Origin of the sequence: Coleofasciculus sp. G1-WW12-02 (assembly GCF_040219735.1) — a bacterium.
Taxonomy (GTDB): domain Bacteria; phylum Cyanobacteriota; class Cyanobacteriia; order Cyanobacteriales; family Coleofasciculaceae; genus Coleofasciculus.
Genome location: NZ_JAVJRX010000036.1, coordinates 119,654 through 144,490, shown reverse-complemented (window position 1 = coordinate 144,490; position 24,837 = coordinate 119,654). Strand labels below are relative to the sequence as shown.

Sequence of the window (24,837 nt, the reverse complement as noted above, 5' to 3'; positions counted from 1 at the left end):
TAACGAAGACAAGACGATGTTGACTCTATGATTACAGCGCGGGACTTCCCACCGTTTAAGCTAAAGTGATTGTTGTGTAGATAGTTGAATTAAGATGTTACGCAAAATTTCCTTGGGAACGGTAGGACTGTGGGTTGGGGGAGTACTTACCATCATCGGCTTTGTGGCTTATGCCACCGAAAACGCCACTTTAAATTTAGTGGGATTTTTCTACGGCGTCCCCATCTTACTGGGTGGTTTTGCCCTGAAAGCTGCCGAACTCAAGCCTGTACCCTTAAGTCAACCCACACCACCGGACGTGTTACAACAGCGACAGCAGACGGCTACTCCCATTCAAAACCAAATTCGCCAAGATGTGATGCGTTATCGTTACGGTCAAGACGCTCACCTGGATAGCTCCCTGGAAAGTTTGGGTCTCTCTCCTAGCGATGAGGAACGCCCTGTCCTCAATAGTTTACGAGAAACTATAGTGGATGGCGCTTACACTTTAGTACTGGAATTTTACTCACCACTGATTCCTTTTGAAACATGGGAACAAAAGCGGGAAAAGATTGAGAAGTTTTTCGGTCCGAATATCCGAGTTGAATTGAGCCAATCTGAGGAAGACCAGGTTGATGTGGCGTTGATTGCGGCATCCCAAACCTGATTAAATTGAGACTATTAGGCAGGAAAGTGGGGAGATGATGTGCTGTGTAGTTTGTCGGTGGACTTTAGCGAAGACAGCGCAACTACGAACCAACCCAGCAACCTCCACTTTCTTGCAGATTCTTTCAATGAGTGAATCCATGATCTAGTGAGCTTCAGATGCTTGGCGATGCTGATTTTTAGAGCCATAGAGCTGACTCAAAGGTGTGGCACTAATACTATGGACGAGGATAGAGGCAAAAATCATCAAGCTGCTAACCACCCAAACCTGATGATTACCTGTGAGGCGCAGCGCTAGATGAGAGTAGTAAAGAGCCGCAACGCCAATGGGACCAAACCAACCCACGAACAGAGGATCTGAGACACCATGTAGGCGCTTAATCCAAGGACTGAGAGCCAAGATTGCGGGGAGGCGGCGCAAGAACAAGACAGCTACCACTAGCAGTAAGCCTTTCCAGCCCAGTTGCAGCCAGTCTTGCCAGGGCATTACCAAACCCAATAACACAAAAATGGGTAGAGTAAAGAAGCGATCCACAGCTTCTTGGATTCGCTCTTCCTGAGTTCTTTCCTGAGTATTCACCAATCCATCAAACACTAATCCTGTTATAAAAACAGCTAGAATACCATCGCTACCCAGTAACTTCGCTCCCCCCAATGCCAGAAGTGAAAGGGCAATTGTATAAGCCAGAATCGACTTTTTCTCAATTAAGTCCTTCTTTTCAGACCAGACTAATAATCGACCCGCCGTATAACCCAAAAATACAGCCACTAAAACAGCGACACCGATTTCCCAAAGTAAGGTGTGCAGCACCCAATGGGAAAGAGCTTCTCCTGGCGATCGCGTCAGGAATAGAATGGGTAGATAAACTATCGGATACGCTAGCCCATCATTCAACCCTGATTCACTGGAGATGAGGTGACGTAGGCGTCCGGGAATATTTTCCTCAGCAATGACACCCGTAACAATATCCGTCGAGACAACCGGATCAGTTGGTGTTATCACTGCCCCAATCAGCATGGCTACGCCAAAGGGAAGACCCAATAACCACCACACCAGTAAACCACTGCTTAACCACATCAGGGGCATGACTAGCCCCAGTATCACCACTAAAGACTTCCAATGTCGGGGAACATATCCTTTGGGTATGCGTAGGGCAACACCCATTAAACCAATGGCAAGGGTTAAACGGGCAACTTCCTCAATCAGAAGTTCTTTATTGCCCCACCAGCTACTTATATCAAGCCACCCCAGAACATCTGAACTCATCAGAACGCCCAACAGCAGCGCAATCGTCGAGTCGGAAAAATACATCCGCCGCAGTGGTTTAGAGAGTAGCCCCACAGCCACAACCAGTGCGGCGATGGCGGTTATAGCAATGTTTAGCTGATTCATTATGAGTAGGATAGGGCTGGTTGACAGGGATTTATTAACAATTTAGTTAATAATTTTTTTAACTAAATTATCGTTTTTACCAAAACTTGAATCATTCTCTCTAAGTTAAAACAAAACTGTAATGTTCTAAATATACCCCTAGGTAGATTATCGTGATAGTAAGGCAATTACATTGAGATACATAAACTACCTGAGAGGTTAATTTTAAAAAGTCCATTTTAAAAGAAATCCAAATCTTTGAGATCAGGAGTTCTTTTTTACTACGGCTTTTATAGCCGCACGACATACCATTGCAAATATTCTCCAGGTTCCATGTCTAAGTCACAAGAGGTTTCCATTAAATACTTGGCTTGCTCCTCTACAGAGGAAAACTGCTGTAAATCACGGGGTAAATTATCCTGCCGTGTTGCCAAAATGGATTTAAGTTTTTCCAGTAACTCCTCCGGTGTGAGAAATTGCTCAGGTTGATTCGTTTCCAGAACCACATAAGCATCTTCTTGATACATGATTGAATCTGGCATGGTTCATTCCAGGATTTAGTTCAACAGTTATTGAAAAATTAAAACTAAGCTAACGCTATAGTTTTAGATTCTGGAAGCAGGTTTCACCCTGTTTCCCATTCCGTTTTCAGATTAAACAAATCCAATTGAACATATTTAACCTTAGATGACGGATTCCTAAGACCCACGAGCAACCCCAATGACTCCCTCTTTTTTTGAGAACCTGTTATTTCAGGTTTAGGCGTGACTTTGCGATTGCTCAACGGTAGAGAAACTATTCCAAGCTTTCACGGTAACTAGAATACTGCCAATGGGCTAGATTATCCACATAGCCGAGCAGCAGGAGACTATTATAAATGTACTCTCCTACATTTAGCTTCAATTGACCAACATCAATATGTTTCTCTCCCTAGAATACGAAAGAGCCTTAGAATCCCTCGGCTATGACTATTTTGATGAAGTCGCCGCCGCCGAATTCCCCTGTCATCACCTGCGGTTCCGCAATGACCAACTGCTGCCAATTTTAGGGTTAGACCCGCAAAGGGTAGCAGATAGTGATTTTATCCAGGCTTTTGGTAAATTTGTGGGCATACGACCCTTTTTAGCCTTGCGCTATCACGGTTATCAGTTTGGCGAATATAATTCTAGATTGGGAGATGGTCGCGGGTTTCTCTATGGTCAAGTGCGGGGAACCGATGGTGAACTCTATGATTTTGGCACGAAAGGTTCAGGGACAACTCCCTATTCTAGGGGTGCGGATGGTCGATTGACTCTCAAAGGTGGAGTACGGGAAGTCCTCGCGGCGGAAGCGTTGCATAGTTTGGGTGTGCGTACTTGTCGCTGTTTAAGTCTGATTGAAACCGGGGAACAGTTGTGGCGAGGGGATGAACCATCTCCAACTCGTTCATCGGTGATGGTACGGATGAGTCGTTCTCATATCCGGTTTGGCACGTTTGAACGGTTGCGCTATTTTAAACGTGGGGATTTAATCAAAACGCTGCTTGATCATGCCATTGACTGTTACTACACCCATCTATTGCAACAGAAGGATAGAGTTGAGCAATATCGCCAATTTTATGCAGAGTTAGTGAAACGAGTGGCAGAGTTAGTTGCTCAATGGATGGCAGCTGGCTTTTGTCATGCTGTTTTAAATACGGATAATATGTCGATTACGGGGGAAAGTTTTGATTATGGTCCCTATGCTTTTATCCCCACCTATAATCCTGTGTTCACGGCGGCGTATTTCGACTATTATGGACGCTATTGTTATGGCAATCAACCGAGTATTTGTCGGTTGAATTTAGAAATGTTGCAGCAGCCGTTAGGCATGGTGATTCCGGTTGCTGATATGGAAGCTGGGTTAGCGGCTTATGACGAACACTATCATCAAGCTTATCGACAGTTGATGCTGAATAAGCTGGGATTTGAGCAAGTGAATGAACCACAAGGGAATGAGTTATTGAAGAGGACGATTGAGTTGTTAAAGGAAACTCAGGTAGGATATCATGCCTTCTTCACCGAATTGACCCAGCAGTTTCACCCCACTTGGCGCGATGATGTCTCACAAATTTCTGATCAGGTCTCGTTTTGCCAGTCGGCTGAACAGCAAGTGTTGTTAGCCAATTGGTGCGAATTATACCACCATATATTGCAGGATTTGTCAACAGATGAGTTGGAGAAAATGACTGAGCGGTTACAGGAGAAGAATCCGAAAACCGCATTACTACGACCTGTTATTGAAGAGGTTTGGGCAGCGATTGATCAGGACGATAATTGGCAACCGTTTGATGAGTTGGTGAGACGTTTACAAGTCAAGGAATAGACCCCTTGTTTATTTCTTCTGCTTTTTTGAATTTTTTCGATTAAATAAGACTCCAAAGCCGAGCGCTGTTGCTGAACCTAAAATGGTAAAGGGTTCAGGGACAGGAGTATTACTAGGAAAAACAACACTATCAGAACTACTACTGCCAATTACTATAAGATTTCCCGAGTTGATTGTGATACTACCACCAGGACTACTACCACTACCCGTTACTATTGGAGAGTTAAGACTAAGATTTCCCGAGTTGATTGTAATACTACCACCAGGACTACTACCACTACCCGTTACTATTGGAGAGTTAAGACTAAGATTTCCCGAGCTAATTGTGATACTACCACCAGGACTACTACCACTACCCGTTACTATTGGAGAGTTAAGACTAAGATTTCCCGAGCTAATTGTGATACTACCACCGGAACTGCTATCACTACCCGTTACTATTGGAGGGTTAACTATAATATCACTTGTCTGTGGATCTATACTTAGATTTTCCGTACTTACACTTATTATTGCAGCTTCAGAAGGACGTAAAAAAAATAAGCCGCACAAACTGGCAACTAAGGCAAAACACAATGAATTGTTCTTCGATTCCAAAATGCTACTCATTTTTGATTGGCTTTATTATAACTATCAAAACACATTTAAGTTATCGGACATAGAATAAGCATTACTAGGTCAAGATACAAAAATAAATAGCGTTGATTTTTGACACCAAAAACTTTTATCCGATGACTTACAGCTTCAATTATATACAAACATTGACTTACTCAACTGAAACCCCTTCTGCATGGGCTGATTATTATAGTGGGACGTAGACATTTTATACCCCATCTAGGGACTGAAAACCTTTCCCTGGTAAGGGAAAGAGTAAAAATGCCTGAAACCCTTGTCAGGGATTTTGCGGAGTAAGACTGGTGACGATGCCCCTCCTACGGTACATCAAGGGTTTTGGCAGTTTTTAATCACAGAGTAACTTATCGTCTTGAGGTAGACCTTAAGAGAAATTTAACATCTGAACGACTATTCAGGTGTTACGATAAAAAAAATATCTGAAGACCTGTTCAGATATTGAGTCAAACTCTATTCTGGAGAGAAGTAATGACAACTGCCACTCAAACCCAATGTGCCTGTGACTCCTGTGAGTGCATGGTAAGTCCCGATTCAGCCGTGCAAAAAGACGGCAAATACTACTGTAGCGATGCTTGCGCTAACGGTCATCCCAACGGAGCTGGCTGTGGGCATTCGGGTTGTGCATGTCACGCTTAGTCACGTCGCTGAAGGGGCGGGTAAGCTACTTGAATAGGAGGCAGGGTGTAGGGTGTAGTTCCCTGTTCCCTGTTCCCTCCTCTCACCACAATACTTATTCAGCAACCCCTAACTGTGATTGCCAATCTTGAGTCGTGTCTACTGTCGTGACTAGAGATTGTTCCGCCTCGGTGAAGGGTTCAGCCGTGGCTTGTTGGCGAGTGAGCAAATCAGCCGTTGCATCGGATACATCTTTTGTGCGGGATGAGAGGCGATCGCGTAGGACTTCAATGGGGGCAGTGCAGTGTAGAATCCGTAAGGGTAACTGATGTGACTGTGCTTTTGCGATCGCGTCCCCTCGAAATGCCTGTCGATCATACTTAGCATCGAGAATCACGGGGAAGCCTTGCTGTGCCAACATAATACCCAATTCTAACAGGCGATCGTAAGTTTTCTGGTTCATCTGTGGGGTATAAAGTTCATCGGGTCCTTTGTGATCCAACGGAATACCCGCTAAATGTTTACGTACCGCATCGGAGCGCAGGTGAATTGCCCCCAACTGCTGCGCCAATTGTCGCGCTACTGTGCTTTTCCCCGAACCCGATAACCCTGACATAATCACGACTTGTCCGGAATTCGTTTTCGTGTATTCCCAAGCCAGTCGATAATAGTCCGCTGCTGTTTTCGCGGCGTCTTGCTTCGTCTCCTCAGGAACAGCCGGATCATCGAGTAAGAACGACGTAACCTTCGCCCGCACATAAGCTTGGCGGCTTAAGTACAATGGCAATACCTGTAACCCTTCCCAATCTCCGGTTTGCTCCAAATAGGTATTGAGAAACGCATTCCCCAAATCTTTGGCATCCCGCGCATCCAAATCCATCACCGCGAAGGCAATATCATACATTACATCCACAAAGCGGAACGGTTCATTAAATTCAATCCGATCAAACAGTTGAATCTTATCTTGCCACAGGCAAATATTTCTCAGGTGCAAATCTCCGTGACATTCCCGAATCCGGTTATTTTCCCGGCGCTGCTCTAATAACGCCTGTCGTTGGGCAAAAAAGCGATCGCTAAATTGTTTAGTTTCTTTAAATTGCTCTTTGGTTTGCGGTCCACCGATATACTTTTCCGTTTGCTGATAATTTTCGTCATAGGCTTCACGAATCTTCGCAGGTTTACCAAAGCTGCGGATGTAGTCATTGGTTTGGCTTTGAGCATGGAATTGAGCCACGACTCGTCCCAGGTTCTCCATATCAGTTGCTGTCAATTTGCCTTGATCGAACCTGGTGCTAAATAGTGCCTCCTGGGGGAATTGGCGCATTTTCAGGGCATATTCTACAGGCTGAGTGTCATCTCCGAGAATAAAGCGATCGCCTTTTTGAGTAATCGGCAAAACGTCCAGATAAATCTCCGGTGCTTGGGGTTTATTCATCTGTAACTCTTGCCAACAGAAATGTTGTCGTTTCTCCAAGGTTGAAAAATCTAAGAAGCCAAAGTTAACGGCTTTTTTTACTTTATAGGCATAATCCCCTGTCAGAAACACGTAAGATACATGAGTCTGAATCAATTCAATGGGTGTTTTAACCGGATGAGGATAAAAATCCGGTTGCTTCATTTGGTTAATTAGATCTGAAATAGTGCTTTGTGACATATCGTTTAATTTAGTTAAAAATATCAAAGGACAAGTGATTAATGACAAAAAAGCCAGGGATAATCTTATGTTCCCTGGCTAGAAAAGCAATTGCCCTCAGGTTAAATTTATTCAGATAACAGGGATGTCGGTTGCTGTTCCTGTGAGGGTTCAGCCGCCATAGTGGGCGCACCGAGGACATTAACCACCGGTCGTTGTGGATCATCCATAGCAGTAGCGCCTGCAGGTAGGACAATTTCGTTAACATGCAAGCTGGCGCCTACATCCAAGTTCGAGATATCAACGTCAATGGTTTCTGGAATATTATTCGGAGCGCATTCGACTTGAAGTTCAGTCATGACATGTTCTACAATGCCACCTTGCTTCACTCCAACAGCAGTTCCGACCAAATTTACAGGTAAGGATATCTGGATGGTATCCTGAGTTGCCACAGAGAAAAAGCTGAGGTGATAAAGGATAGGTTTCCAGGGATGAGTTTGTACTTCTCGCAGCAGCACTTTTCCATTCCAAGGTAGGTCAGGAATGTTGACCTCAATTGGGGTATGGTTAATATCAGCCTGCTTGAGCAAGGTTTCTGCGGCTTTAGCTGGAACCGTGAGCGCGACTGATTCGGCTCCTTGGTGACCATAGAGTGTTGCTGGAATTAAACCCTCTCGACGTAAGGCTTTGGGTTTGCTTCCCTCGGCTCGCTTTTGACATTCAACTTTAACTTCCATAGTTAATCTTTTGGTTCAAGTGTTGGTGTTGTTGACATCCTCACCACGCCGTAGGGGTTTGGTAACCAAACCCTTACGGTCGCTTTTGGGGAGTTGACAGCTCTACGCACACCGCCTCATAAAAGGTCTTACACGCACTCCCTGTCCGTTTTAAGTCTCGGAATGTCCTCCCGCGACTACATGTATCGTTCAGTTCAAAAGTCAAATCCAATCTCACTATTGTTTTGACAAAGAACAAATGACAAAGGACAAATGACAAGTTATCCCGATGTTACTGGGATACCATTAGCATCTAGCAAGGCTCGTTTGGGTCCATGGATGGGATCTTCTACGATGATAGTCTGATCACGGCTAGCACCTAAAGACACGAGTGCAATGGGAACTTCCATCAGTTCTGCCAGGAATTTTAGATAAGCCAACGCCTGCTTGGGTAAATCTTCTAATGCGCGACAGTGAACGGTGGATTGTTGCCAACCGGGTAGAGTTTTATAGATGGGTTTACACTGAGCAAACCGACGCGCATTGCTGGGAAAGTCCTCACAGCGTTGACCGTTGATTTCGTAGGCGACACAAACCTTTAGTTCTTCTAGGGTATCGAGAATATCAAGCTTTGTGATCGCTAAACAATCCATCCCATTAATGCGAACCGCATAGCGACCAATGACCGCATCAAACCAACCGCAGCGACGGCGACGTCCGGTTGTTGTACCAAATTCTGCGCCGCGATCGCATAATAGTTGTCCAAGTTCGCCATGGAGTTCTGTGGGGAAAGGTCCCTCACCGACACGAGTTGTATAGGCTTTGGCTACACCGATGACCCGATCAATCATCGTTGGTCCTACCCCTGCACCCACACAAGCGCCACCGGCTACAGGGTTAGATGAGGTGACGTAGGGATAGGTTCCATGATCCAAGTCAAGTAACGTCCCTTGCGCCCCTTCAAATAAGATATTGCGCCGTTGTTGAATGGCATCATAGATTTTGAGGGAACAATCAACAACATGAGGGCGTAATCGTTCAGCATAAGCTAGATACTGCTCGATCACGGTCGCGGGATCTAGGGGAGGTATATTATAGAGTTTTTCTATAACAGCATTTTTATAATTAATTGTCCAATTAAGCTGTTTGCGGAGGATATCAGCGTCCATCAGATCAACGACTCTAATCCCGATGCGCTCCGATTTATCGGCGTAGGTTGGACCAATTCCCCGACCTGTGGTGCCGATTTTATGGTCTCCCCGTCGCTCTTCCGATGCTTGGTCAATTAACCTATGGTAAGGCATAGTGACGTGGGCAGTTTCGGAAATGAGCAGTTTTTGGGTAGAAATGCCTAATTGCTCTAGCTGATCGAGTTCACCAATCAGGACTTGGGGGTCAATCACTGTCCCCGAACCGATAATACATTCTGTTTCTGGATATAAAATCCCAGAGGGAATCAGGTGCAGCTTAAAGGTTTGACCCTGAACCACCACGGTATGTCCCGCATTGACCCCCCCCTGGTAACGGACGACGACATCTGCGGACTTGCTTAGTAAGTCGGTGACTTTACCTTTTCCTTCATCGCCCCATTGGGCACCGATTACAACAACGTTAGCCAAGGGTTTATTATACGCGCTAAAGTTTACACAAATCACCATTATGTGCAGCAGGTGCGATCGCTGTCAATGGATTTTGTCATTCGTCATTTGTCATTTGTCATTCATCATTCGTTATTCGTTGCTCCCTTCCCTCATCTCCCTCATCTCCCCAGCACCCTACACCGAAACCTTAGAAAAGCTCTGGGACAAAGGTTTGTGTAGACATAGGCGGACGAACATAATCCCATTCCTGCTGTCGGGGGGGTAATTCCATTGGGTCTGGTGTTAGATCTTTATAGGGGATCAGACTTAACAGGTGAGAAATACAATTGAGACGGGCGCGTTTTTTATCATCGGCTTCCACCACATACCAAGGCGATTGCTTAATATCCGTCGCGGCAAACATTTCATCCTTAGCTTTAGAATACTCCACCCAGCGAGCGCGAGACTCTAAATCCATCGGACTAAGTTTCCAGCGCTTGGTTGGATCTTCCATGCGTTGACGAAAACGACGTTCTTGCTCATCGTCACTTACGGAAAACCAATACTTGATCAGAATAATTCCTGCTCGCTGAATCATGCATTCAAATTCTGGACACGATCGCAAAAACTCCTGATACTCATCATCCGTGCAAAACCCCATCACTCGTTCCACACCGGCTCGATTGTACCAACTGCGGTCAAACAGGATCATCTCCCCGGCTGCTGGCAGATATGGCACATAACGTTGAAAATACCATTGGGTTTTCTCTCGCTCTGTGGGCGTACCCAGAGCCACAACTTTACACACACGGGGATTCAAGCATTCCGTAATCCGCTTGATCGCACCACCTTTCCCTGCTGCATCCCGCCCTTCAAAGATAACGACGACTTTTAATCCCTTTTGTTTAATCCATTCCTGCAATTTGACTAACTCAACCTGTAACCGACGCAATTCCTGTGTGTAAACTTTCTTCTTCAGTTTTTTGGGTTTGCCTTTGTCGAGTTTCATTTTTTCTTTTTCTTTGACCAGGAAATTTGGTTTATCTGTCACTTTTTCGTTGGTTGACTTGTTGTACATTACTTAAAGATAGATCTAGCTAAGGCAATTATAGAAAACCCCACTACACTATTTTTTTGTATCAAAAATCACTCCCCAGCCTGAAAGACCTGTTGAACCGTCAAATTTAGATCGGGGAAGGTGGGTGAAACAATGCGGTCATCTCCCCTAAACTGAGTTACCTGGTATTCACCGTCAATGAGTTAGTTGGTAAACACTAAATGTCGGTCGCCCCAAATGCACGCTTGTTGTCAGTGCCATTAATCTTAACTGGGCGTTGGCTAACATCCTGCTTAGCTAACACAGAAATCTAGTGACTATGGCGTGAGCCTCCGATAAGGTAACATTGTATCAACTCGTGTAAATGTATCGATTTGTTAACAAACCCCAGACGAACTACAATTGTCTATGCAAACCATCGTTTCTCCTAGCCTTCACCCTTCCCATGGAAATCCAGGACACCCCCTAAAACTAGTTGTCTTGGGAGATAGCCTGATCTATGGATTTGGTGATCCCGAAGGCGGTGGCTGGGTTGAACGGCTGCGACGCCAATGCATGTTACCAGAGAGTCCCGGTCATGTCCTCTACAATTTGGGCGTCCGAGGTGATGGTGTCAAGCAAGTCGAAGAACGTCTTGAACATGAGTTTCGCCGTCGGGGTGAACTGAGAAATCGCGTCCCTGATGCCATAATTTTGTCTGTAGGCGTGAATGATTCTGCCCGTGTCGGACGTTCCACGGGTCGGAATTATACAGACTTTGATAGCTTTGAGCAGGAACTGGCAAATCTACTCAACCAAGCCCAGCGCTTATGTCCCGTTCTATTTGTGGGGATGGTTCCTGTGGATGAAACGAAAATGCCCTTTCTGGATTGCTTCTACTATACTCATGCTGATCAGTATCGCTACAAAGAAGCAACCCGTCTGGCTTGTCTAAGACGCCAGATTCCTTATCTGGATATTTTTGATATGTGGATGAATCGGGGAACACAATGGTGGACAAAGCAACTGTCTACAGATGGACTTCATCCCAATGTGATGGGTTACCGGACATTGTTGGACGATGTTTTGCATTGGGAACCGTTCCGTAAACTTTGAAAAATTTTGTCATTCGTAATATGTCAGAGGAATTAATTATCACCCTGACTACTGAAGAGCCGGACTGAACTATAACAGGGGTGGAGAACCCAGATTTATGCAGCAAGCCCTACTTCACCGAATCCCTGCTCATATCAATCTCTGACCCCTTAGAATCTTGTGCAATGGCTTGCCCATTCTGAAGACTGTGTATTGACTCTAGAATTTGGTCTGCCAAAGCTTGATTTGAAACCTGAAAACGGTCGGCGATCTCTTCAACTTGTTCTTGCAGCAGTTCCTTGAAAAACGGCGCCAGGATATTCTTGATCGGTACGGAGAATTGATACCAGCGCTGCTTGTCTTCTTTTAGCAACTGAATATAGGCATCGAAGCTGTGGGGAAAAGGAATACCACCCAAAAATTCTATCGCACCGCCAAAATCCAGGGAGAAATTCTGAGATCCCAAGCCAATTAAAGTATGCACTTCCCCTACGGCTGCATAATTAGCCAGAGAAAAATTGCCAATTCGCAAACCGTTGGGAGCCAAAACATTTAAAGGGAAAGGCGGTGAAGGAGGGAGCACAGGTCCCATAACATCCAATAGGTTTTCCACGCGATAGCTCAACCCCTTACCAATTTGTTCATTGTAATAGTTGACAAAGTTCTGATTGCCTATCTTAGGCGCCCCAATCGTGTAGACTTTTATTGCCAGTCCTGAATCAACCATTGAACCAAAGTAACGCCGCAGCGCCAAGGCACCAAGGTTGGCTAAACACCCGCCCAAACTATGACCCGTCACGTAAACTTCTACTGGCTCACTCAAGGTTTCCAGGGCTAATAAATTCTGTTTCTTAAATTCTAAAACTTCTGTCAGTTCGTCATTATTGCCAATTTCCCCATCAGCAACAACGTTGAGCATTAACGTTCTGGCTTGCTGCTCAAACTCATTACTGAGTCGAATTGCCCCAGCATCAGCCATTGCCATCGCGCAGGCAAATTGTCTTTCGGGAGTTAACCCTTCAAGGCGAATAAAGTCTCTTTTGGTGAGCCGCCCCAGTAAAGTCTTAAAGAAAATTTCGACCTGATCTGAGACGGATTCAAAGGCTTCAAAAAATCCTTCCGATACTTTAATTTTCGGATCGGACATAGCACCGTAGCTGACTAATTCCCAGTTTGTGTCGCTAACTAAAAGATCCGTGAGTTCTAAACTACCTCTATCGGTGACGATGGAACTAAATCTTGCCAGCCCCAACCCTTATCTGGCGGACTGGCTACCCAGGGTTTGCTACTCTGAAATAGGGTAATTTTGCCCGGATAGACTTTTGGGACATAGTTGACTAATGCTTTGCTATTAGCCCAGAAGACGGGGAGTAGGTGGCGCAAAATTGGCTGTTGAAGCTGGATAAATTTCGACTCTTGAAGGACAACGTTCGCCACGGCGGGTGACTTCATAACCGCAGAAACTCTCTTCATAGCCCACCCCCCATTTTTTGAGGCTTTTTTAGACGAATTGGCAGCCTTTGCTAGATAAAAATAATCGTAAACATAGGGACCTATATATCGTAACGATACAGTAATAAATGTTTTGGACAACATCATAACATTCGCGGTTTTATTACCTGAGAGCCGAGGCGTATCTATCACCGCTAGTAGGGCAACAGTTTGACCATTCTGTTGTAATTGTTGAGCTATTTCAAACGCGACATAAGCGCCAAAAGACCAACCGCCTAAAATGTATGGTCTCTGGGGTTGAACGGTTCGTATCGCTTTAATGTAGTGTGCCGCCATATCCTCAATCCGGGTTAAGGGTTTCCCTTCCCCAGCCAGACTAAATGATTGCAGCCCGTAAACAGGTTGATCGTCGCCCAGAAGACTGGTTAACTCATAATAGGGGAAAACCACTCCGGCAATAGGATGGATGCAAAAGAACGGTGGTTGGCTGCCTTGAGGCTGAAGGGGAATTAAGCAAGGATAGGGCTGGCATTCAGGGAGTTTGCTTGTGGCGGTGTTAGCAAGCGTCTCTCTCACCTGATTAGTGAGTTGAGTAATGTTGGCACCAGCCGGGAAGCTAACTACAGGTATGTTTACCCCCAATTCTTTGGTCATCCAATTCGTTAGTTCAACTGCCATCAAGGAGTCAAATCCGAGATGGGTCAGTGAAGTATCAATATTTAGCTCAGATAGAGAAATTCCCAAAATACTGGCTACTTGATCATGAAGCCGATACTCCCAGCTCTGCTGTAAATTATCAGGCGTTGCCGCGACAAGGCGATCGCGCCTAGAACTCTCCTCAACTTCCCTGACAGCCGGCTCTGGCTGCGGCAGAGTCTCTGTTCGATCAGAGTCTGTTGCGTCTTGTGTCAATCGCTCAGACTGGGCAATCAAGACGTGTTGACCCAGAATTTCTGTCGGTGAGCCGGAACTCGGTAAGCTCAACACTCGCTCAAATCCACAATCACCCAGAACCGACTCCCACTGTGCCTGGGATAAAAGGGGATTGTTCCCTCGCCCGTCCTCAAACCCCTGCCAACCCTCGGTCAATCCAAAGGTAATGTCCAACCAAGATGGAGGATTCGTGACTTCTATAATCTGCAGTAAGCCATCCGGTACGAGTAGCGATCGCACATTTTCCAGGGTTTGTTCTATATTACGAGTCGCGTGCAACACGTTAACAGCCACAATCACATCGAAGCTGTGCAGGGGGTAGCCTTGAGTTTCAGGGTTCTGCTCGATATCCAGCAGACTATATCGGACAAAGGGATAACTCTTGAATTTCTGCTTGGCTCTCTCCAGGAAAAGGTTTGACACATCGGTGAACCAATAGCTGGTTCGCTCTTTGGGCAGAATTGGCAGCAAGGAGCTAGTGGTGCCCCCGGTTCCGGCTCCAACTTCCAGAATCCGCAGCGACTTGGCTTGAGGCTGGCTTTTGACGATAGCCTCGATAACGCTCCTGGCAATACTGTTGAAATAGCGAGCCTCAGGGGATTGCTGATAAAGATAGTTGGTGATTTCCGAGGAGCCACCGGGAAATATCAATTCTAAAGGCTTTACCTTCCCGATCAAAACGTCGGCAAGGTTTTCCCCACAGCGCTGGATCAAATTGATTAGCTGTGGAGCATTTGCTGATAACTCTCTTGCCTGACACAAACAAGAATCAACCCCTGCTTTGGGCAGCGACTTTTGATTGACAAAGACTTGCTCGTTTTGCTTCAATATGCCTTCTGTTACCAATCTCTCCAGCCATTTGGATAGCAGTTTTCGATAGGTTGGTAAGATATTGAATTGAGCCAATAACGTTTCTACAGAATGCCGTTCCCCAGCTTGGCGATAAATGCCCAAGTTTTGCAAGGCAGTGAGAACATAAGCCGTTGTCAATGAGTCGTATGACTCTAACTTGGCTTGATAGGTGTGCAGTTCCAAATCAAACGGTCCGGTTTGAGCTTGGTCGGTACTTGCAGCGACTACGGTTTGCCAACGCTGGCAGGCTTCTGGCTTCTCCTGGCTGGGTTGATCGGCTATCCTCTCAAACCAGAAGCGCGATCGCTGGAATGGATAGGTCGGTAGTTGGAGACGACAATGGGCATAATCCCGGTGAAAACCTGACCAGTCTATCGGTATCCCAGTGAGATACAACATGGCACAACTCTGGAGCATTTGCTGCCAATCTAAGTACCCTTGACGCAAACTGGGTAGCCAATGTCCTGCCGATTCGGGCAAGCAGCGGCGTCCCATTCCCAGTAAAGTTGGCTTGGGTCCACATTCGAGAAAAAGTTGATAACCGTCACGATTGATTGTTTCCATACCCGCCGCAAATCGGACAGGCTGCCGAATATGGCGACACCAATAGTCAGGAGTAGCGATTTCATCGGTGGCGACTTCCCCAGTCAGATTAGAAATTACCTTGATTTGGGGAGATGAATAGGTAATGTCTCTCGCCACCTGCTCAAACTCTGCCAGTATGGATTCCATTAACGGGGAATGAAAAGCACGGGAGACGTTCAACCGTTTCGTCTCCACCCCGGCTGCTGATAGAATTGCGATCGCGTCTCCCACTGCCTCATGCTCTCCAGAAATCACCATCGTGTCAGCCCCGTTAATCGCGGCAATTGCCACCTGCTGAGCATAGGGTTGAATGGCATCTTTAACTTGGGCATAATCAGCAAATACTGCCACCATTTCCCCATCGGGCGACAAGGATTGCATTAAACGCCCCCGCTCTTGCATTAACCTCAATCGGATCTCCCAAGGATGTGCCTGTACCGTGGGCTTCAATATAGCTAATCTGCGCGGGTTGCACCTGGGCATTTTTTAAGGCTTGGCGGATAACTGCCTGCTGAGAAAGACTATTGGGGGCGGTGATCCCATTGCTTTGTCCATCTTGGTTAACCGCCGAACCTCTAATAATTGCCAGTATCCTGTCTCCATCGTGAAGTGCATTACTCAGACGCTTGAGAACGACTACCGCACACCCCTCTCCCCGAACATATCCGTCAGCGCTAGCATCAAAGGTTTTGCAGCGCCCGTCGGCTGACATCATTCGGGCTTGAGAGAAGGCAATCGTTGGTTCTGGAGACAGAATCAGGTTCACGCCTCCGACTAAGCAGAGGTTAGACTCCTGGTTTTGTAAACTCTGGCAAGCTAGGTGAACAGCGACTAGAGATGAAGAGCAACCTGTATCGACTGCCATACTTGGACCTTGCAGATCCAACAGGTAAGATAGACGGTTGGCAGTAATGGAGGGACTGGTTCCCGTGCTACTGTAGGCGCTTCAGCTAAACCGTAACCGGGACAAAAGGTGGCTAGATCAAAACCGCACGGTTTAAACGCTTCGGTAAACCGTTTTAGAGTGTCTGCTCTGACTGGCTCAGCACCGTTTAACGTCATCCGCCAGCTACTCAAATCCAAGGTGGCGCGTTGTTCAGGAGTGATCTTGCGAACACAAAGCTCGTAGGCAAAATTAGGAGCAGCACTATGAGTGGCTTTGTAGTGAGAAATTGCCTCAAGCCAGCCAATCGGTTTTTGCATAAAGGAAGTCGGTGCCATCAAGTAACAGGGAAACCCATGATACAAGGGCTGGAGAATTCCATAAATCAATCCCATATCATGGAACGTCGGCAGCCAGGTTACCATGACGCTTTCTGAAGTGAACCCCCAAATCTGGTGCATATACTCGGAATTACGCATCAGATTGCCATGACTCACCATCACACCCTTGGGTGTTCCCGTCGAACCCGAAGTGTATTGAAGAAAAGCCAGAGTATCTGGTGTGGCTGGATCAGGAGTAAAATTTTCACGCTCCACCAAGGTGTCGGTAGCCAGACAGTTCAGCCTTGCCAATTCTGAATTTTGCTCAAACTGACGTTTGATCGTCCCCAATAAGGAAGCACTCGTCAGCGCGACTTGGGCTTGAGCATCTTTGGCGATCGCCTGCAACCGTAACAGATTCTGATTGCGCTTGGGTGGATAAGCAGGAACCGCGACAACTCCGGCATACAAACAGCCAAAGAAAGCCGCAATGAATTCCAACCCTGGTGGATACAGCAGCAACGCCCTCGCACCAGCAGAAAACTGACGGCTTAGTGCTTGCGCGATCTCACAACTGCACCGATCGAGTTCTTGATAGGTTAAACTCGCTAACTCGGTTTTCCCGTCTCCTAGGAACGTGAACGCTGTTCGCTCTGGCTGTGTAGCGCTTCTGTAGCGCAAAAGTTCCACTAATGTGGAAAAGTTAGTGTAATTTTCGGCACAATCTTTGGACGAGTCCGTTATTTGATTCTTAAGAGCAGAATTAATGTACTCACTTTTTGGCAATAGAATTATAACTCCAATAAGAGTTTAATCTTAAACTAAGGATACCGAATTGACAACCTATTACCGCCTTTGTTCCCCAGATCGATGCGCGTTCGCTTGTATAATTCTGATTAACGCTTGATCGTCGTGAACCGGAATGTCTCATCCCCAAACAAAATGGCAAGGCAGTTTAGAGTTAGTCTATGCCAATGATCAAGGTAAAACCAACTTAGTGCGCGATCGCGTGGGTTCCCCTCTGAAGGTGCAGCGCCCTTTTTACCCCGAAGGACAAAGGGTTTGTCATACAATAGTCTTACATACAGCCGGTGGTATTGTCGGTGGCGATCGCTTATCTCAAACCATCCACCTGCAAGCAGATGCCCAAGCCTTGATTACCACAGCGGCGGCGAGTAAAATCTATCGCAGCAATGGGCAAAGAGCCAGACAAAGGATTCATATCCACGTCGAAGCCGGGGCTTGTTTGGAATGGTTACCGCAGGAAACGATTGTATTTAATGGTGCCGTTTATCAGCAGCAGATGACGGTAGAATTAGCTCCGGGAGCCAGTTGGTTAGCCTGGGAAATTACCCGGTTTGGGCGTACTGCTAGGAAGGAGAGGTTCTTGCAAGGGGATTGGCGATCGCATAGCGAAATTTGGCAGCAAGGACGTCCGTTGTGGATTGATCGTCAGTGGTTACCGGGAGGGGAAGCAGTACTCGATAGTCCCCATGGATTAGCCGGACAGCCAATTGTCGGAACTCTGATCTGGATTGGGCAACCCGTATCATCGGAGATAGTAGACAATGCCAGAAACCTGTGGACAGCCAGCCAGCGCCAAGGAGAAGCGGGAGTTACCCAAACTCAGGCACAAGGATTATTATGCCGTTATCGCGGTTCATCAACCACAGAAGTGCGAAACTGGTTTACCCAGGTTTGGCAATGTCTGCGCCTTACTTATTTGGGACGCAATGTTTCCCAACCACGAGTTTGGCTAGTTTAGCCAAAATGCTGGAAGCTACACCCTGTCTCAAAGGACAGCACCCTCGTTGGATAGGTGGGATAATTTTGCCCTTAAATGAGAAAGACAACATTATCACCAATCACCCCACTGGGTCGTACAGAAAAATTTCTCGTCAATCCAAGGAAAACTAGACTCATCTTATAAAGATAAATGTGACAAAAAAGTGATCACATTTACTGTCATTTTAATTTTAGATTATTCGGTAAATGTAGCATGAGTTCAACACCACTGAATCGATTATATTTATGATTCATTTAACTAACCGTGAATTAATTCGATATTTACTTTTAATTGTTTTAGGAGTATTTTTTTTTAAGGTCATTGTTTATTTTGAAACCGTTATAGTTGTTTTTGCATTAGCCGCAGTATTAGCATTTTTGCTTACCTATCCAGTGAGATGGTTGCAGCATTTTATACCACATACTATTGCCGTTGTTGTAGTATTTTTAATTCTCATTATTATAGTTTTTATTTTTACGGTTACAATAGGGTTTGCACTCTTATCTCAAGGTCAACAATTAATTAATGAGTTACCGGGTATTATCGATCAAGTTATATTTATAGGAGGACAAATTGAGAGGTTTTTGGAGAGATGGAATCTACAAATTGACCTCGAAGCCATTGAAGGGTTTTTACGCAATCAAACCCTTGCAGGAATTGCCCTTATTTTAGCAATATTATCCGAGTTACTAACCCAGTTCGTCAATCTTATATTGATTGCTGTTGTCGCATTTTTTATGTTGCTAGATAGAGGAAGGCTTTGGTCTTTCATTCTTCAACGATTTCCCCCTCCCCTGCGAAATAAGCTAAGCCTTGCTATTCAACGCAACTTTTTAGGATTTTTTTGGGGACGACTTCTACTATCAGCTTTTTTTGGCATTTCTGCCTTTGTTATTTTTGTACTGTTTAGAATTCCCTATGCCTTAGTTTTAGCCGCGATCGCGGGAGTATTTGATCTGATTCCGGCAATTGGCGCAACCTTAGGGATTACCATTGTCGCATTAATTGTGTTACCTCAAGGAATTTTGCTAAGTATCACTGTTTTAGCAATTTGTGTAATTTTACAACAAGTCGAAGAAAATTTGCTGATGCCTCGAATTATGCAAGGCTCACTTGATATGAATCCAGTTGTCATGTTCTTTGCTTTATTAGTAGGTGCGAGAGTTGCCGGACTTTTGGGAGTTTTTCTGGCAATTCCTCTGGCTGGAGTTATGATCAGTTTGTTTGAAATCAATGAAATGAAGGGAACAGACTAAGTTATTATGCAACTCTCACCCCAGGAAAAAGATAAATTACTGGTTTTCACCGCCGCCCTATTAGCGGAACGACGCAAAGCACGCGGACTCAAGCTGAATTATCCAGAAGCCGTCGCGTATATTTCTGCGGCTATTTTAGAAGGGGCGAGAGAGGGGCGTACTGTGGCAGAGTTAATGAGTGATGGAACTACTCTCCTAACAAGGGATGAGGTCATGGAAGGGATACCAGAGATGGTGCAGGAAGTTCAGGTTGAAGCCACCTTTCCTGATGGGACTAAACTCGTCACGGTTCATAATCCCATCCGCTCGTAGGGGTTTGGTCACCAAACCCCTAGGTCACCAAACCCCTAAAAATCATCCAACATCCATTCCGACGCCCGCTCACCCATCTCAATGGGAATACTCACAGCTTTCCCCAGTCGGGGACGTTCACGAGTTTGCTCGATGTACTCTTGCACTTGGGGAACCGCACCCCAACCATGAAGATAATGGGCAATGGCGTCCAGATGCTCTAAATATTCAGCTTCGGAGAGGGGAAACGACTTCTGCTCTAGGTACTTCCACATCACCTGAACAAAGATTTTCCCTTGAGTCCGCCGAAGCTGGATATCATAAGAGCGTCCCCACTTGCTGAGCAGGATTTGGTGCAACTGTTGTCCTGTCATAGATCCCTTACCTAGCTGAGTGTTTACATTTTTTGACAAAGGCACGATGATAACAGCCTTCCTTTTTCAAAGGTAAGGGTCAGGAACCCCACTGCTATAGGTTCCGAGGGCTTGAAGGGAGCCCAAACCTGACCCGCCTAAGACCTACGAGGTCTACATGAAATCAAGCCAAGGCTTTCTATAGTCCTTGGAACTCTAAGCCAGATAAGACAGGCAGGGACGTGACTGTAGTCCGTCCATAACTATCTGCTGAGAATCCTTAGTTACACCAAGGAGAGGTCAATTTATGAGAAGGGTACAAAGAATGTAATAATACTCATAGCTTAAGCTGTAAATCCTTACTTACATAAGGATTGTGGCAACCCTGCTCGCGGTTGAATCCCTCTTCATAAAAGGAGCGGGGTAAAGAAAATGCTGGGAATCATCCCAGAGTTGTTAAAAAAAATATACCCTTAGGCATTCAGTTATGGCTCAAGTATCTGGCTCCCCAGATGTCCCCGATATGGGGCGTCGTCAATTCATGAACCTCTTGACGTTTGGTACGATTACGGGTACTCTCGTTGGTGCCCTCTATCCAGTCGTCAAGTACTTTATTCCCCCATCGAGTGGTGGTACTGGCGGTGGTGTCAGTGCCAAAGATGCTTTGGGCAATGATATCAAGGTGAGCGAGTTTTTAGGCAGCCATAACCCAGGCGAGCGCACCTTGGCTCAAGGTCTCAAAGGCGATCCCACCTATGTAGTGGTGACCGAAGACAAAGCGATTGCTGACTACGGGATCAACGCCGTCTGCACTCACCTCGGATGTGTTGTTCCCTGGAATGCCAGTGAGAACAAGTTCATCTGTCCTTGTCATGGTTCTCAGTACAACAGTCAGGGCAAAGTGGTACGCGGACCGGCACCGTTGTCTTTAGCGTTAGTTCACGCCAACGTCACCGAAGACGATACCCTCACCTTCTCCCAGTGGACTGAAACCGATTTCCGCACGGGCGACAATCCGTGGTGGACTTAATTATTTTCGTCATTTGTCCTTGGTGATTGGCAAATGACATAGCCCATTTTTGAATTGTGAATTTTTTCCTTAAGCGATGAGAACACCTTCTTTATCGGTGATGTACAAAAGCAGCAAGCGGATCATTACCCAAACCCTCTTGCTGACTTTGGCAACTGTGGCATTTTTCTTCATTAGTGATATTTCCCTTCCCCAATCTGCTGCGGCTTATCCGTTCTGGGCGCAGCAAACTGCCCCAGCAACCCCTCGCGAAGCAACAGGACGAATTGTTTGTGCTAACTGTCACTTAGCGGCGAAACCCACAGAAGTTGAACTTCCCCAATCCATTAAACCGGATACTGTCTTTGAAGCCGTAGTAAAAATTCCTTATGACCTTGACACACAACAGGTTTTAGGAGACGGTTCCAAGGGCGGTCTCAATGTGGGTGCCGTGGTTATGTTGCCCGATGGCTTTAAAATTGCTCCCGAAGACCGTATTCCTGAAGAATTAAAGGAAAAAGTTGGCGGACTTTACTTCCAACCCTATAGCGCCGATCAGGAAAATGTAGTCATTGTCGGTCCCCTACCGGGTGAACAGTATCAAGAAATTGTTTTCCCCGTTCTTTCTCCCAATCCCAAAACGGAAAAAGACGTCTATTTTGGCAAATACTCAGTTCACATTGGGGCAAACCGAGGTCGCGGTCAGGTTTATCCCGCAGGTAATAAGAGTAACAACACCGTCTACAATGCATCGAAAGCCGGTGTAATTTCTCAAATTACCAAATTGGAGGAAGGGGGCTACGAAGTAACTATTCAAACCCCTGAGGCGGGGACAGTTGTGGATACCATTCCCCCTGGACCGGAATTAGTGATTTCACAAGGGCAAGAAATCGCAGCCGGTGAGGCTTTAACCACCGATCCCAATGTAGGTGGATTTGGTCAGGTAGACAGTGAAATCGTCTTACAAGACCCGACTCGAATTAAGTGGCTGATGGTCTTCATTGGCGCAATTATGCTTTCTCAACTCTTTCTCGTCTTGAAGAAGAAGCAGATTGAGAAGGTACAAGCGGCTGAAATGAATTTCTAAGTTCAGCGATTGGCTATTTCCCAGCCAACTCATTAGTATTCCAATAAAAAAAGGGACAGGTTAGCTAGCCTGTCCCTTGTTTGATCGGTGTTTTATCGGGTTAACTTGACCCAAGACAAAACTTATGAGTGATTACTACTCAGTTTCTTGTTCTTCACCTTCATTTTCGCTTTTATTATCGCGATTCCCAAAATAACGCTTGTTTCTTGAGAAAGAAGAAGATGATGACTTCTTGCGAAACTGTCGAGCATAAGCTTGGTTGCGAGAAGCTTTCTCTTTTTTCAAATTGCGGCGTTTAGCCATTTCGGATGTCTCCATCAATACAACAAAACGCTTCTGTAGATTCACACATAAGCGCCAAAGTCAACTCAAAGTCTAGAAGCGGTTGTTTCTACGACCGCCACCACCACCAAAAGAGCCTCTTTTTTCACCATCTTCACGAGGTCGCGCTTGATTGACCTTGAGTTCACGACCCATCCATTCAGCGCCATTTAGCTCAGAAATTGCTGAGGCTTCTTCGTCTTCTGTCCCCATTTCCACAAAGCCAAACCCCCGCAGGCGGCCGGTTTCGCGGTCAGTCGGCAAATGAACCCGCTTGACGGTACCGTACTCGGCAAAGACTTCGGAAAGGTCTTCCGAGGTAACGGAGTAGTCGAGATTGCCTACATAAATTGACATCGATTGATGTTCTCCCCAATCAGAAAGTGTGTCGAGAGCCAAGATTTCGGAGAACAGCCTGTCAATACTTTAGGGGAAAAACCTATGAATACTGAAAACAAACGTAGTCACCGCTTTGAGTCTCAATATATATTGTAACGAATTCCTGCGCCGTTCGGGAGCTACCTGATACATTCGACTGAGATACTTACAGCATCAGCATTTTCAACTCAAGTCTTGAGGTAGATGACAGGGGAAGGCATCGTTGCCAACAATAGTGAGATCACTAAAGCAGTGCCTATGCGCGTATCGGGAAAAACGATTCAAATCCTACTGGCGATCATTGCCACTATCCTAGCGATCGCGGCTCTTAAGGCAACCAGTGCGATTACGATACCCTTGGCGTTTGCCTTTTTCATCGCGGTGTTAGTTCATCCCCTGCAACGTTGGCTTAACCGTCACTTACCCCATTGGCTTAGCTTGGTCATTGTCATGGTAGTCCTGGCTAGCGTTGTCGGGTTAGCCATCGGCGCACTGCTATTGAGTGCACAAATCGTGGGACCTAATGCACCCCAATACCTTGAGCGCTTGCAGCAGATGTTCGAGGGCGCCATGGCTTGGGCAAGACAACGGGGGCTTCCCGTTGAACAGTTATCTTCACAAAGTTCCCAGGGTCAATTGACCAATGAAGCGTTGGGCGGACTTAAGTTTCTCTGGGATGGGCTAAGCCTATTTATTCTAATGGTCTCGCTACTCGTATTACTTTTACTCGAAGTTGGGCAGTATCGAGAAAAAATTGAACGGAGTTTGGCGTCCAAAACCAGTGCGAAGGTGATCAATGCTGTCGCTAAAATGAGCGATAAGCTGCGAGGCTATATTCTAATTCAGTCCTTAACCTGTGTCCTGACGGGCGTGTTGACTGGCTTATGGTGTTGGATGCTAGGGGTAGACTTTGCCTTGGTTTGGGGATTGGTTGCGTTTGTTCTCAACTACATCCCCACTTTAGGTTCGATTGTCGCGGTGATCCCGCCAACTCTATTGGCGCTAATTTTTCTGGGAATTGGGCGGGGAGTAGCCACGTTGGTGGGTTTGGCTGTCATTCAAGTGTTTTTAGGCAACTTCGTTGATCCGCGCCTCCAGGGACGTACCCTCAAGCTTTCACCCTTTGTGGCGCTATTGTCGATTGTATTCTGGGGTTGGGTGTGGGGTATTCCTGGCGCACTACTCGGTATCCCCATGACCATGTCTGTGATTGTATTGAGCCAAGAGTTTGAATCAACACGCGCGATCGCACTCCTATTTGGTGATACTGATGACCCAGAGTTGAAAGAAAATTGAAGTAGCTATTTGTCATAATATGCAAAAGATATACAGCTACACACTCCATTTTTTATTTTAAATCTCTACCCACAGATAGGCTCAATGCCCAATCCAACTCGGTATTCTGAGTGAAGACAGCTATAGGAGACGATTTATGTCTGTTGCCAAAGTTATTGAAGTTGTTTCTTCCTCGTCAAAAAGTTTTGATGATGCCATACAACAAGGTTTAGCCGAAACAGCCACTTCTCTAAAGGGTATTAGCGGAATAGAAATTATTAATTGGACGGCTGATGTCGAAAACGATAAGATCGTCAGCTACAAGGTGACGATGCATATCGCTTTCAAAATCCAGCGTTAATCATCAATCCTCTGAACTATTAGGATATCT

General features: G+C 45.9%; 26 protein-coding genes and 1 pseudogene. 12 read left to right on the top strand and 15 right to left on the bottom strand.

The features are described from left to right. Positions 1–94 precede the first annotated feature (94 nt). Positions 95–646 carry a DUF2854 domain-containing protein gene (locus RID09_RS06325; RefSeq protein ID WP_446335095.1) on the top strand — a complete coding sequence of 184 codons (552 nt, stop codon included), beginning with the start codon at positions 95–97 and terminating at the stop codon, positions 644–646. A 144-nt stretch (positions 647–790) separates the two neighbouring features. Here the strand turns inward: RID09_RS06325 and RID09_RS06320 are convergent, their stop codons facing one another. Together RID09_RS06320 and RID09_RS06315 are read right to left on the bottom strand one after the other, a co-directional pair. Further along, positions 791–2,038: a cation:proton antiporter domain-containing protein gene (locus RID09_RS06320; RefSeq protein WP_446335094.1), complete on the bottom strand. Its 1,248-nt coding sequence runs from the start codon at positions 2,036–2,038 to the stop codon at positions 791–793. A gap of 269 nt (positions 2,039–2,307) precedes the next feature. After that, a complete protein-coding gene (locus RID09_RS06315) occupies positions 2,308–2,559 on the bottom strand; it encodes a chlororespiratory reduction protein 7 (protein WP_446335093.1) in 252 nt (83 codons plus the stop codon). Positions 2,560–2,935: 376 nt separating this feature from the next. Between RID09_RS06315 and RID09_RS06310 the strand changes: the two genes are divergently transcribed. After that, positions 2,936–4,360, top strand: coding sequence for a protein adenylyltransferase SelO (locus tag RID09_RS06310; RefSeq protein ID WP_446335092.1), 1,425 nt, complete (start codon positions 2,936–2,938; stop codon positions 4,358–4,360). A 9-nt stretch (positions 4,361–4,369) separates the two neighbouring features. Here the strand turns inward: RID09_RS06310 and RID09_RS06305 are convergent, their stop codons facing one another. Continuing rightward, positions 4,370–4,444 carry a PEP-CTERM sorting domain-containing protein gene (locus RID09_RS06305; RefSeq protein ID WP_446335142.1) on the bottom strand — a complete coding sequence of 25 codons (75 nt, stop codon included), beginning with the start codon at positions 4,442–4,444 and terminating at the stop codon, positions 4,370–4,372. Between RID09_RS06305 and RID09_RS06300 the strand changes: the two genes are divergently transcribed. After that, positions 4,443–5,024, top strand: coding sequence for a hypothetical protein (locus tag RID09_RS06300; RefSeq protein WP_446335145.1), 582 nt, complete (start codon positions 4,443–4,445; stop codon positions 5,022–5,024). The two genes, RID09_RS06305 and RID09_RS06300, sit on opposite strands and share 2 nt — an antisense overlap. A gap of 434 nt (positions 5,025–5,458) precedes the next feature. Continuing rightward, the gene (locus RID09_RS06295) at positions 5,459–5,626 is read left to right on the top strand and encodes a metallothionein (protein ID WP_446335091.1); all 168 of its coding nucleotides are present in this window, start codon (positions 5,459–5,461) and stop codon (positions 5,624–5,626) included. Positions 5,627–5,720: 94 nt separating this feature from the next. Here RID09_RS06295 and RID09_RS06290 read toward each other — a convergent pair whose 3' ends face one another. The 5 genes and pseudogenes from RID09_RS06290 to RID09_RS06270 all read right to left on the bottom strand — a co-directional run. Next, complete coding sequence (locus RID09_RS06290) at positions 5,721–7,259, bottom strand: bifunctional aminoglycoside phosphotransferase/ATP-binding protein (protein WP_446335090.1); 1,539 nt, start codon at positions 7,257–7,259, stop codon at positions 5,721–5,723. Positions 7,260–7,366: 107 nt separating this feature from the next. Then, on the bottom strand, positions 7,367–7,975 hold the full coding sequence (locus RID09_RS06285) for a 50S ribosomal protein L25/general stress protein Ctc (RefSeq protein ID WP_446335089.1): 609 nt from the start codon (positions 7,973–7,975) through the stop codon (positions 7,367–7,369). Between the two features lie 260 nt (positions 7,976–8,235). Next, positions 8,236–9,573, bottom strand: coding sequence for an adenylosuccinate synthase (locus RID09_RS06280; RefSeq protein ID WP_446335088.1), 1,338 nt, complete (start codon positions 9,571–9,573; stop codon positions 8,236–8,238). Between the two features lie 169 nt (positions 9,574–9,742). Continuing rightward, on the bottom strand, positions 9,743–10,543 hold the full coding sequence (gene ppk2 / locus RID09_RS06275; protein WP_446335141.1) for a polyphosphate kinase 2: 801 nt from the start codon (positions 10,541–10,543) through the stop codon (positions 9,743–9,745). 137 nt (positions 10,544–10,680) lie between these two features. Next, positions 10,681–10,794, bottom strand: a pseudogene (locus RID09_RS06270) (Uma2 family endonuclease); the annotation flags it as partial. A 205-nt stretch (positions 10,795–10,999) separates the two neighbouring features. Between RID09_RS06270 and RID09_RS06265 the strand changes: the two are divergent. After that, entirely contained in the window at positions 11,000–11,686 is a 687-nt protein-coding gene (locus RID09_RS06265) for a GDSL-type esterase/lipase family protein (RefSeq protein WP_446335087.1), read from the top strand. A gap of 109 nt (positions 11,687–11,795) precedes the next feature. Here RID09_RS06265 and RID09_RS06260 read toward each other — a convergent pair whose 3' ends face one another. Genes RID09_RS06260 through RID09_RS06245 form a run of 4 tightly spaced genes read right to left on the bottom strand, consistent with a single transcriptional unit; the run spans position 11,796 to position 17,476 of the window. Beyond that, positions 11,796–12,812: a lipase family protein gene (locus RID09_RS06260; RefSeq protein WP_446335086.1), complete on the bottom strand. Its 1,017-nt coding sequence runs from the start codon at positions 12,810–12,812 to the stop codon at positions 11,796–11,798. Positions 12,813–12,868: 56 nt separating this feature from the next. Next, positions 12,869–15,868 carry a thioesterase domain-containing protein gene (locus RID09_RS06255; RefSeq protein WP_446335085.1) on the bottom strand — a complete coding sequence of 1,000 codons (3,000 nt, stop codon included), beginning with the start codon at positions 15,866–15,868 and terminating at the stop codon, positions 12,869–12,871. Beyond that, on the bottom strand, positions 15,822–16,373 hold the full coding sequence (locus RID09_RS06250) for a beta-ketoacyl synthase N-terminal-like domain-containing protein (RefSeq protein WP_446335084.1): 552 nt from the start codon (positions 16,371–16,373) through the stop codon (positions 15,822–15,824). Before RID09_RS06250 ends, RID09_RS06255 begins: the two co-directional genes overlap by 47 nt. Next, positions 16,319–17,476, bottom strand: coding sequence for an AMP-binding protein (locus tag RID09_RS06245; RefSeq protein WP_446335083.1), 1,158 nt, complete (start codon positions 17,474–17,476; stop codon positions 16,319–16,321). Before RID09_RS06245 ends, RID09_RS06250 begins: the two co-directional genes overlap by 55 nt. A gap of 136 nt (positions 17,477–17,612) precedes the next feature. Here RID09_RS06245 and RID09_RS06240 point away from each other — a divergent pair, with 136 nt between their 5' ends. From RID09_RS06240 to ureA, 3 genes are all read left to right on the top strand, one after another. After that, positions 17,613–18,455 carry an urease accessory protein UreD gene (locus RID09_RS06240; RefSeq protein WP_446335082.1) on the top strand — a complete coding sequence of 281 codons (843 nt, stop codon included), beginning with the start codon at positions 17,613–17,615 and terminating at the stop codon, positions 18,453–18,455. A 266-nt stretch (positions 18,456–18,721) separates the two neighbouring features. After that, positions 18,722–19,732, top strand: a complete 1,011-nt coding sequence (locus RID09_RS06235; RefSeq protein ID WP_446335081.1) for an AI-2E family transporter — start codon at positions 18,722–18,724, stop codon at positions 19,730–19,732. Positions 19,733–19,738: 6 nt separating this feature from the next. Continuing rightward, complete coding sequence (gene ureA / locus RID09_RS06230) at positions 19,739–20,044, top strand: urease subunit gamma (protein WP_446335080.1); 306 nt, start codon at positions 19,739–19,741, stop codon at positions 20,042–20,044. A gap of 35 nt (positions 20,045–20,079) precedes the next feature. On the opposite strand, the gene RID09_RS06225 is transcribed toward ureA, so the two are convergent. Further along, a complete protein-coding gene (locus tag RID09_RS06225) occupies positions 20,080–20,397 on the bottom strand; it encodes a DUF3067 family protein (RefSeq protein WP_446335079.1) in 318 nt (105 codons plus the stop codon). Positions 20,398–20,863: 466 nt separating this feature from the next. On the opposite strand from RID09_RS06225, the gene petC reads away from it, so the two are divergent. Beyond that, positions 20,864–21,406 carry a cytochrome b6-f complex iron-sulfur subunit gene (gene petC, locus RID09_RS06220; protein WP_446335078.1) on the top strand — a complete coding sequence of 181 codons (543 nt, stop codon included), beginning with the start codon at positions 20,864–20,866 and terminating at the stop codon, positions 21,404–21,406. A gap of 76 nt (positions 21,407–21,482) precedes the next feature. Next, a complete protein-coding gene (gene petA / locus RID09_RS06215; RefSeq protein ID WP_446335077.1) occupies positions 21,483–22,472 on the top strand; it encodes a cytochrome f in 990 nt (329 codons plus the stop codon). Between the two features lie 135 nt (positions 22,473–22,607). Here the strand turns inward: petA and RID09_RS06210 are convergent, their stop codons facing one another. Both RID09_RS06210 and RID09_RS06205 read right to left on the bottom strand, forming a co-directional pair. Continuing rightward, the gene (locus RID09_RS06210; RefSeq protein ID WP_446335076.1) at positions 22,608–22,775 is read right to left on the bottom strand and encodes a hypothetical protein; all 168 of its coding nucleotides are present in this window, start codon (positions 22,773–22,775) and stop codon (positions 22,608–22,610) included. A gap of 72 nt (positions 22,776–22,847) precedes the next feature. After that, positions 22,848–23,150, bottom strand: a complete 303-nt coding sequence (locus tag RID09_RS06205; protein WP_446335075.1) for an RNA recognition motif domain-containing protein — start codon at positions 23,148–23,150, stop codon at positions 22,848–22,850. A gap of 279 nt (positions 23,151–23,429) precedes the next feature. Here RID09_RS06205 and RID09_RS06200 point away from each other — a divergent pair, with 279 nt between their 5' ends. Both RID09_RS06200 and RID09_RS06195 read left to right on the top strand, forming a co-directional pair. After that, positions 23,430–24,467: an AI-2E family transporter gene (locus RID09_RS06200; protein ID WP_446335140.1), complete on the top strand. Its 1,038-nt coding sequence runs from the start codon at positions 23,430–23,432 to the stop codon at positions 24,465–24,467. Between the two features lie 136 nt (positions 24,468–24,603). Beyond that, positions 24,604–24,807, top strand: a complete 204-nt coding sequence (locus RID09_RS06195) for a dodecin family protein (protein WP_446335074.1) — start codon at positions 24,604–24,606, stop codon at positions 24,805–24,807. Positions 24,808–24,837 lie beyond the last annotated feature (30 nt).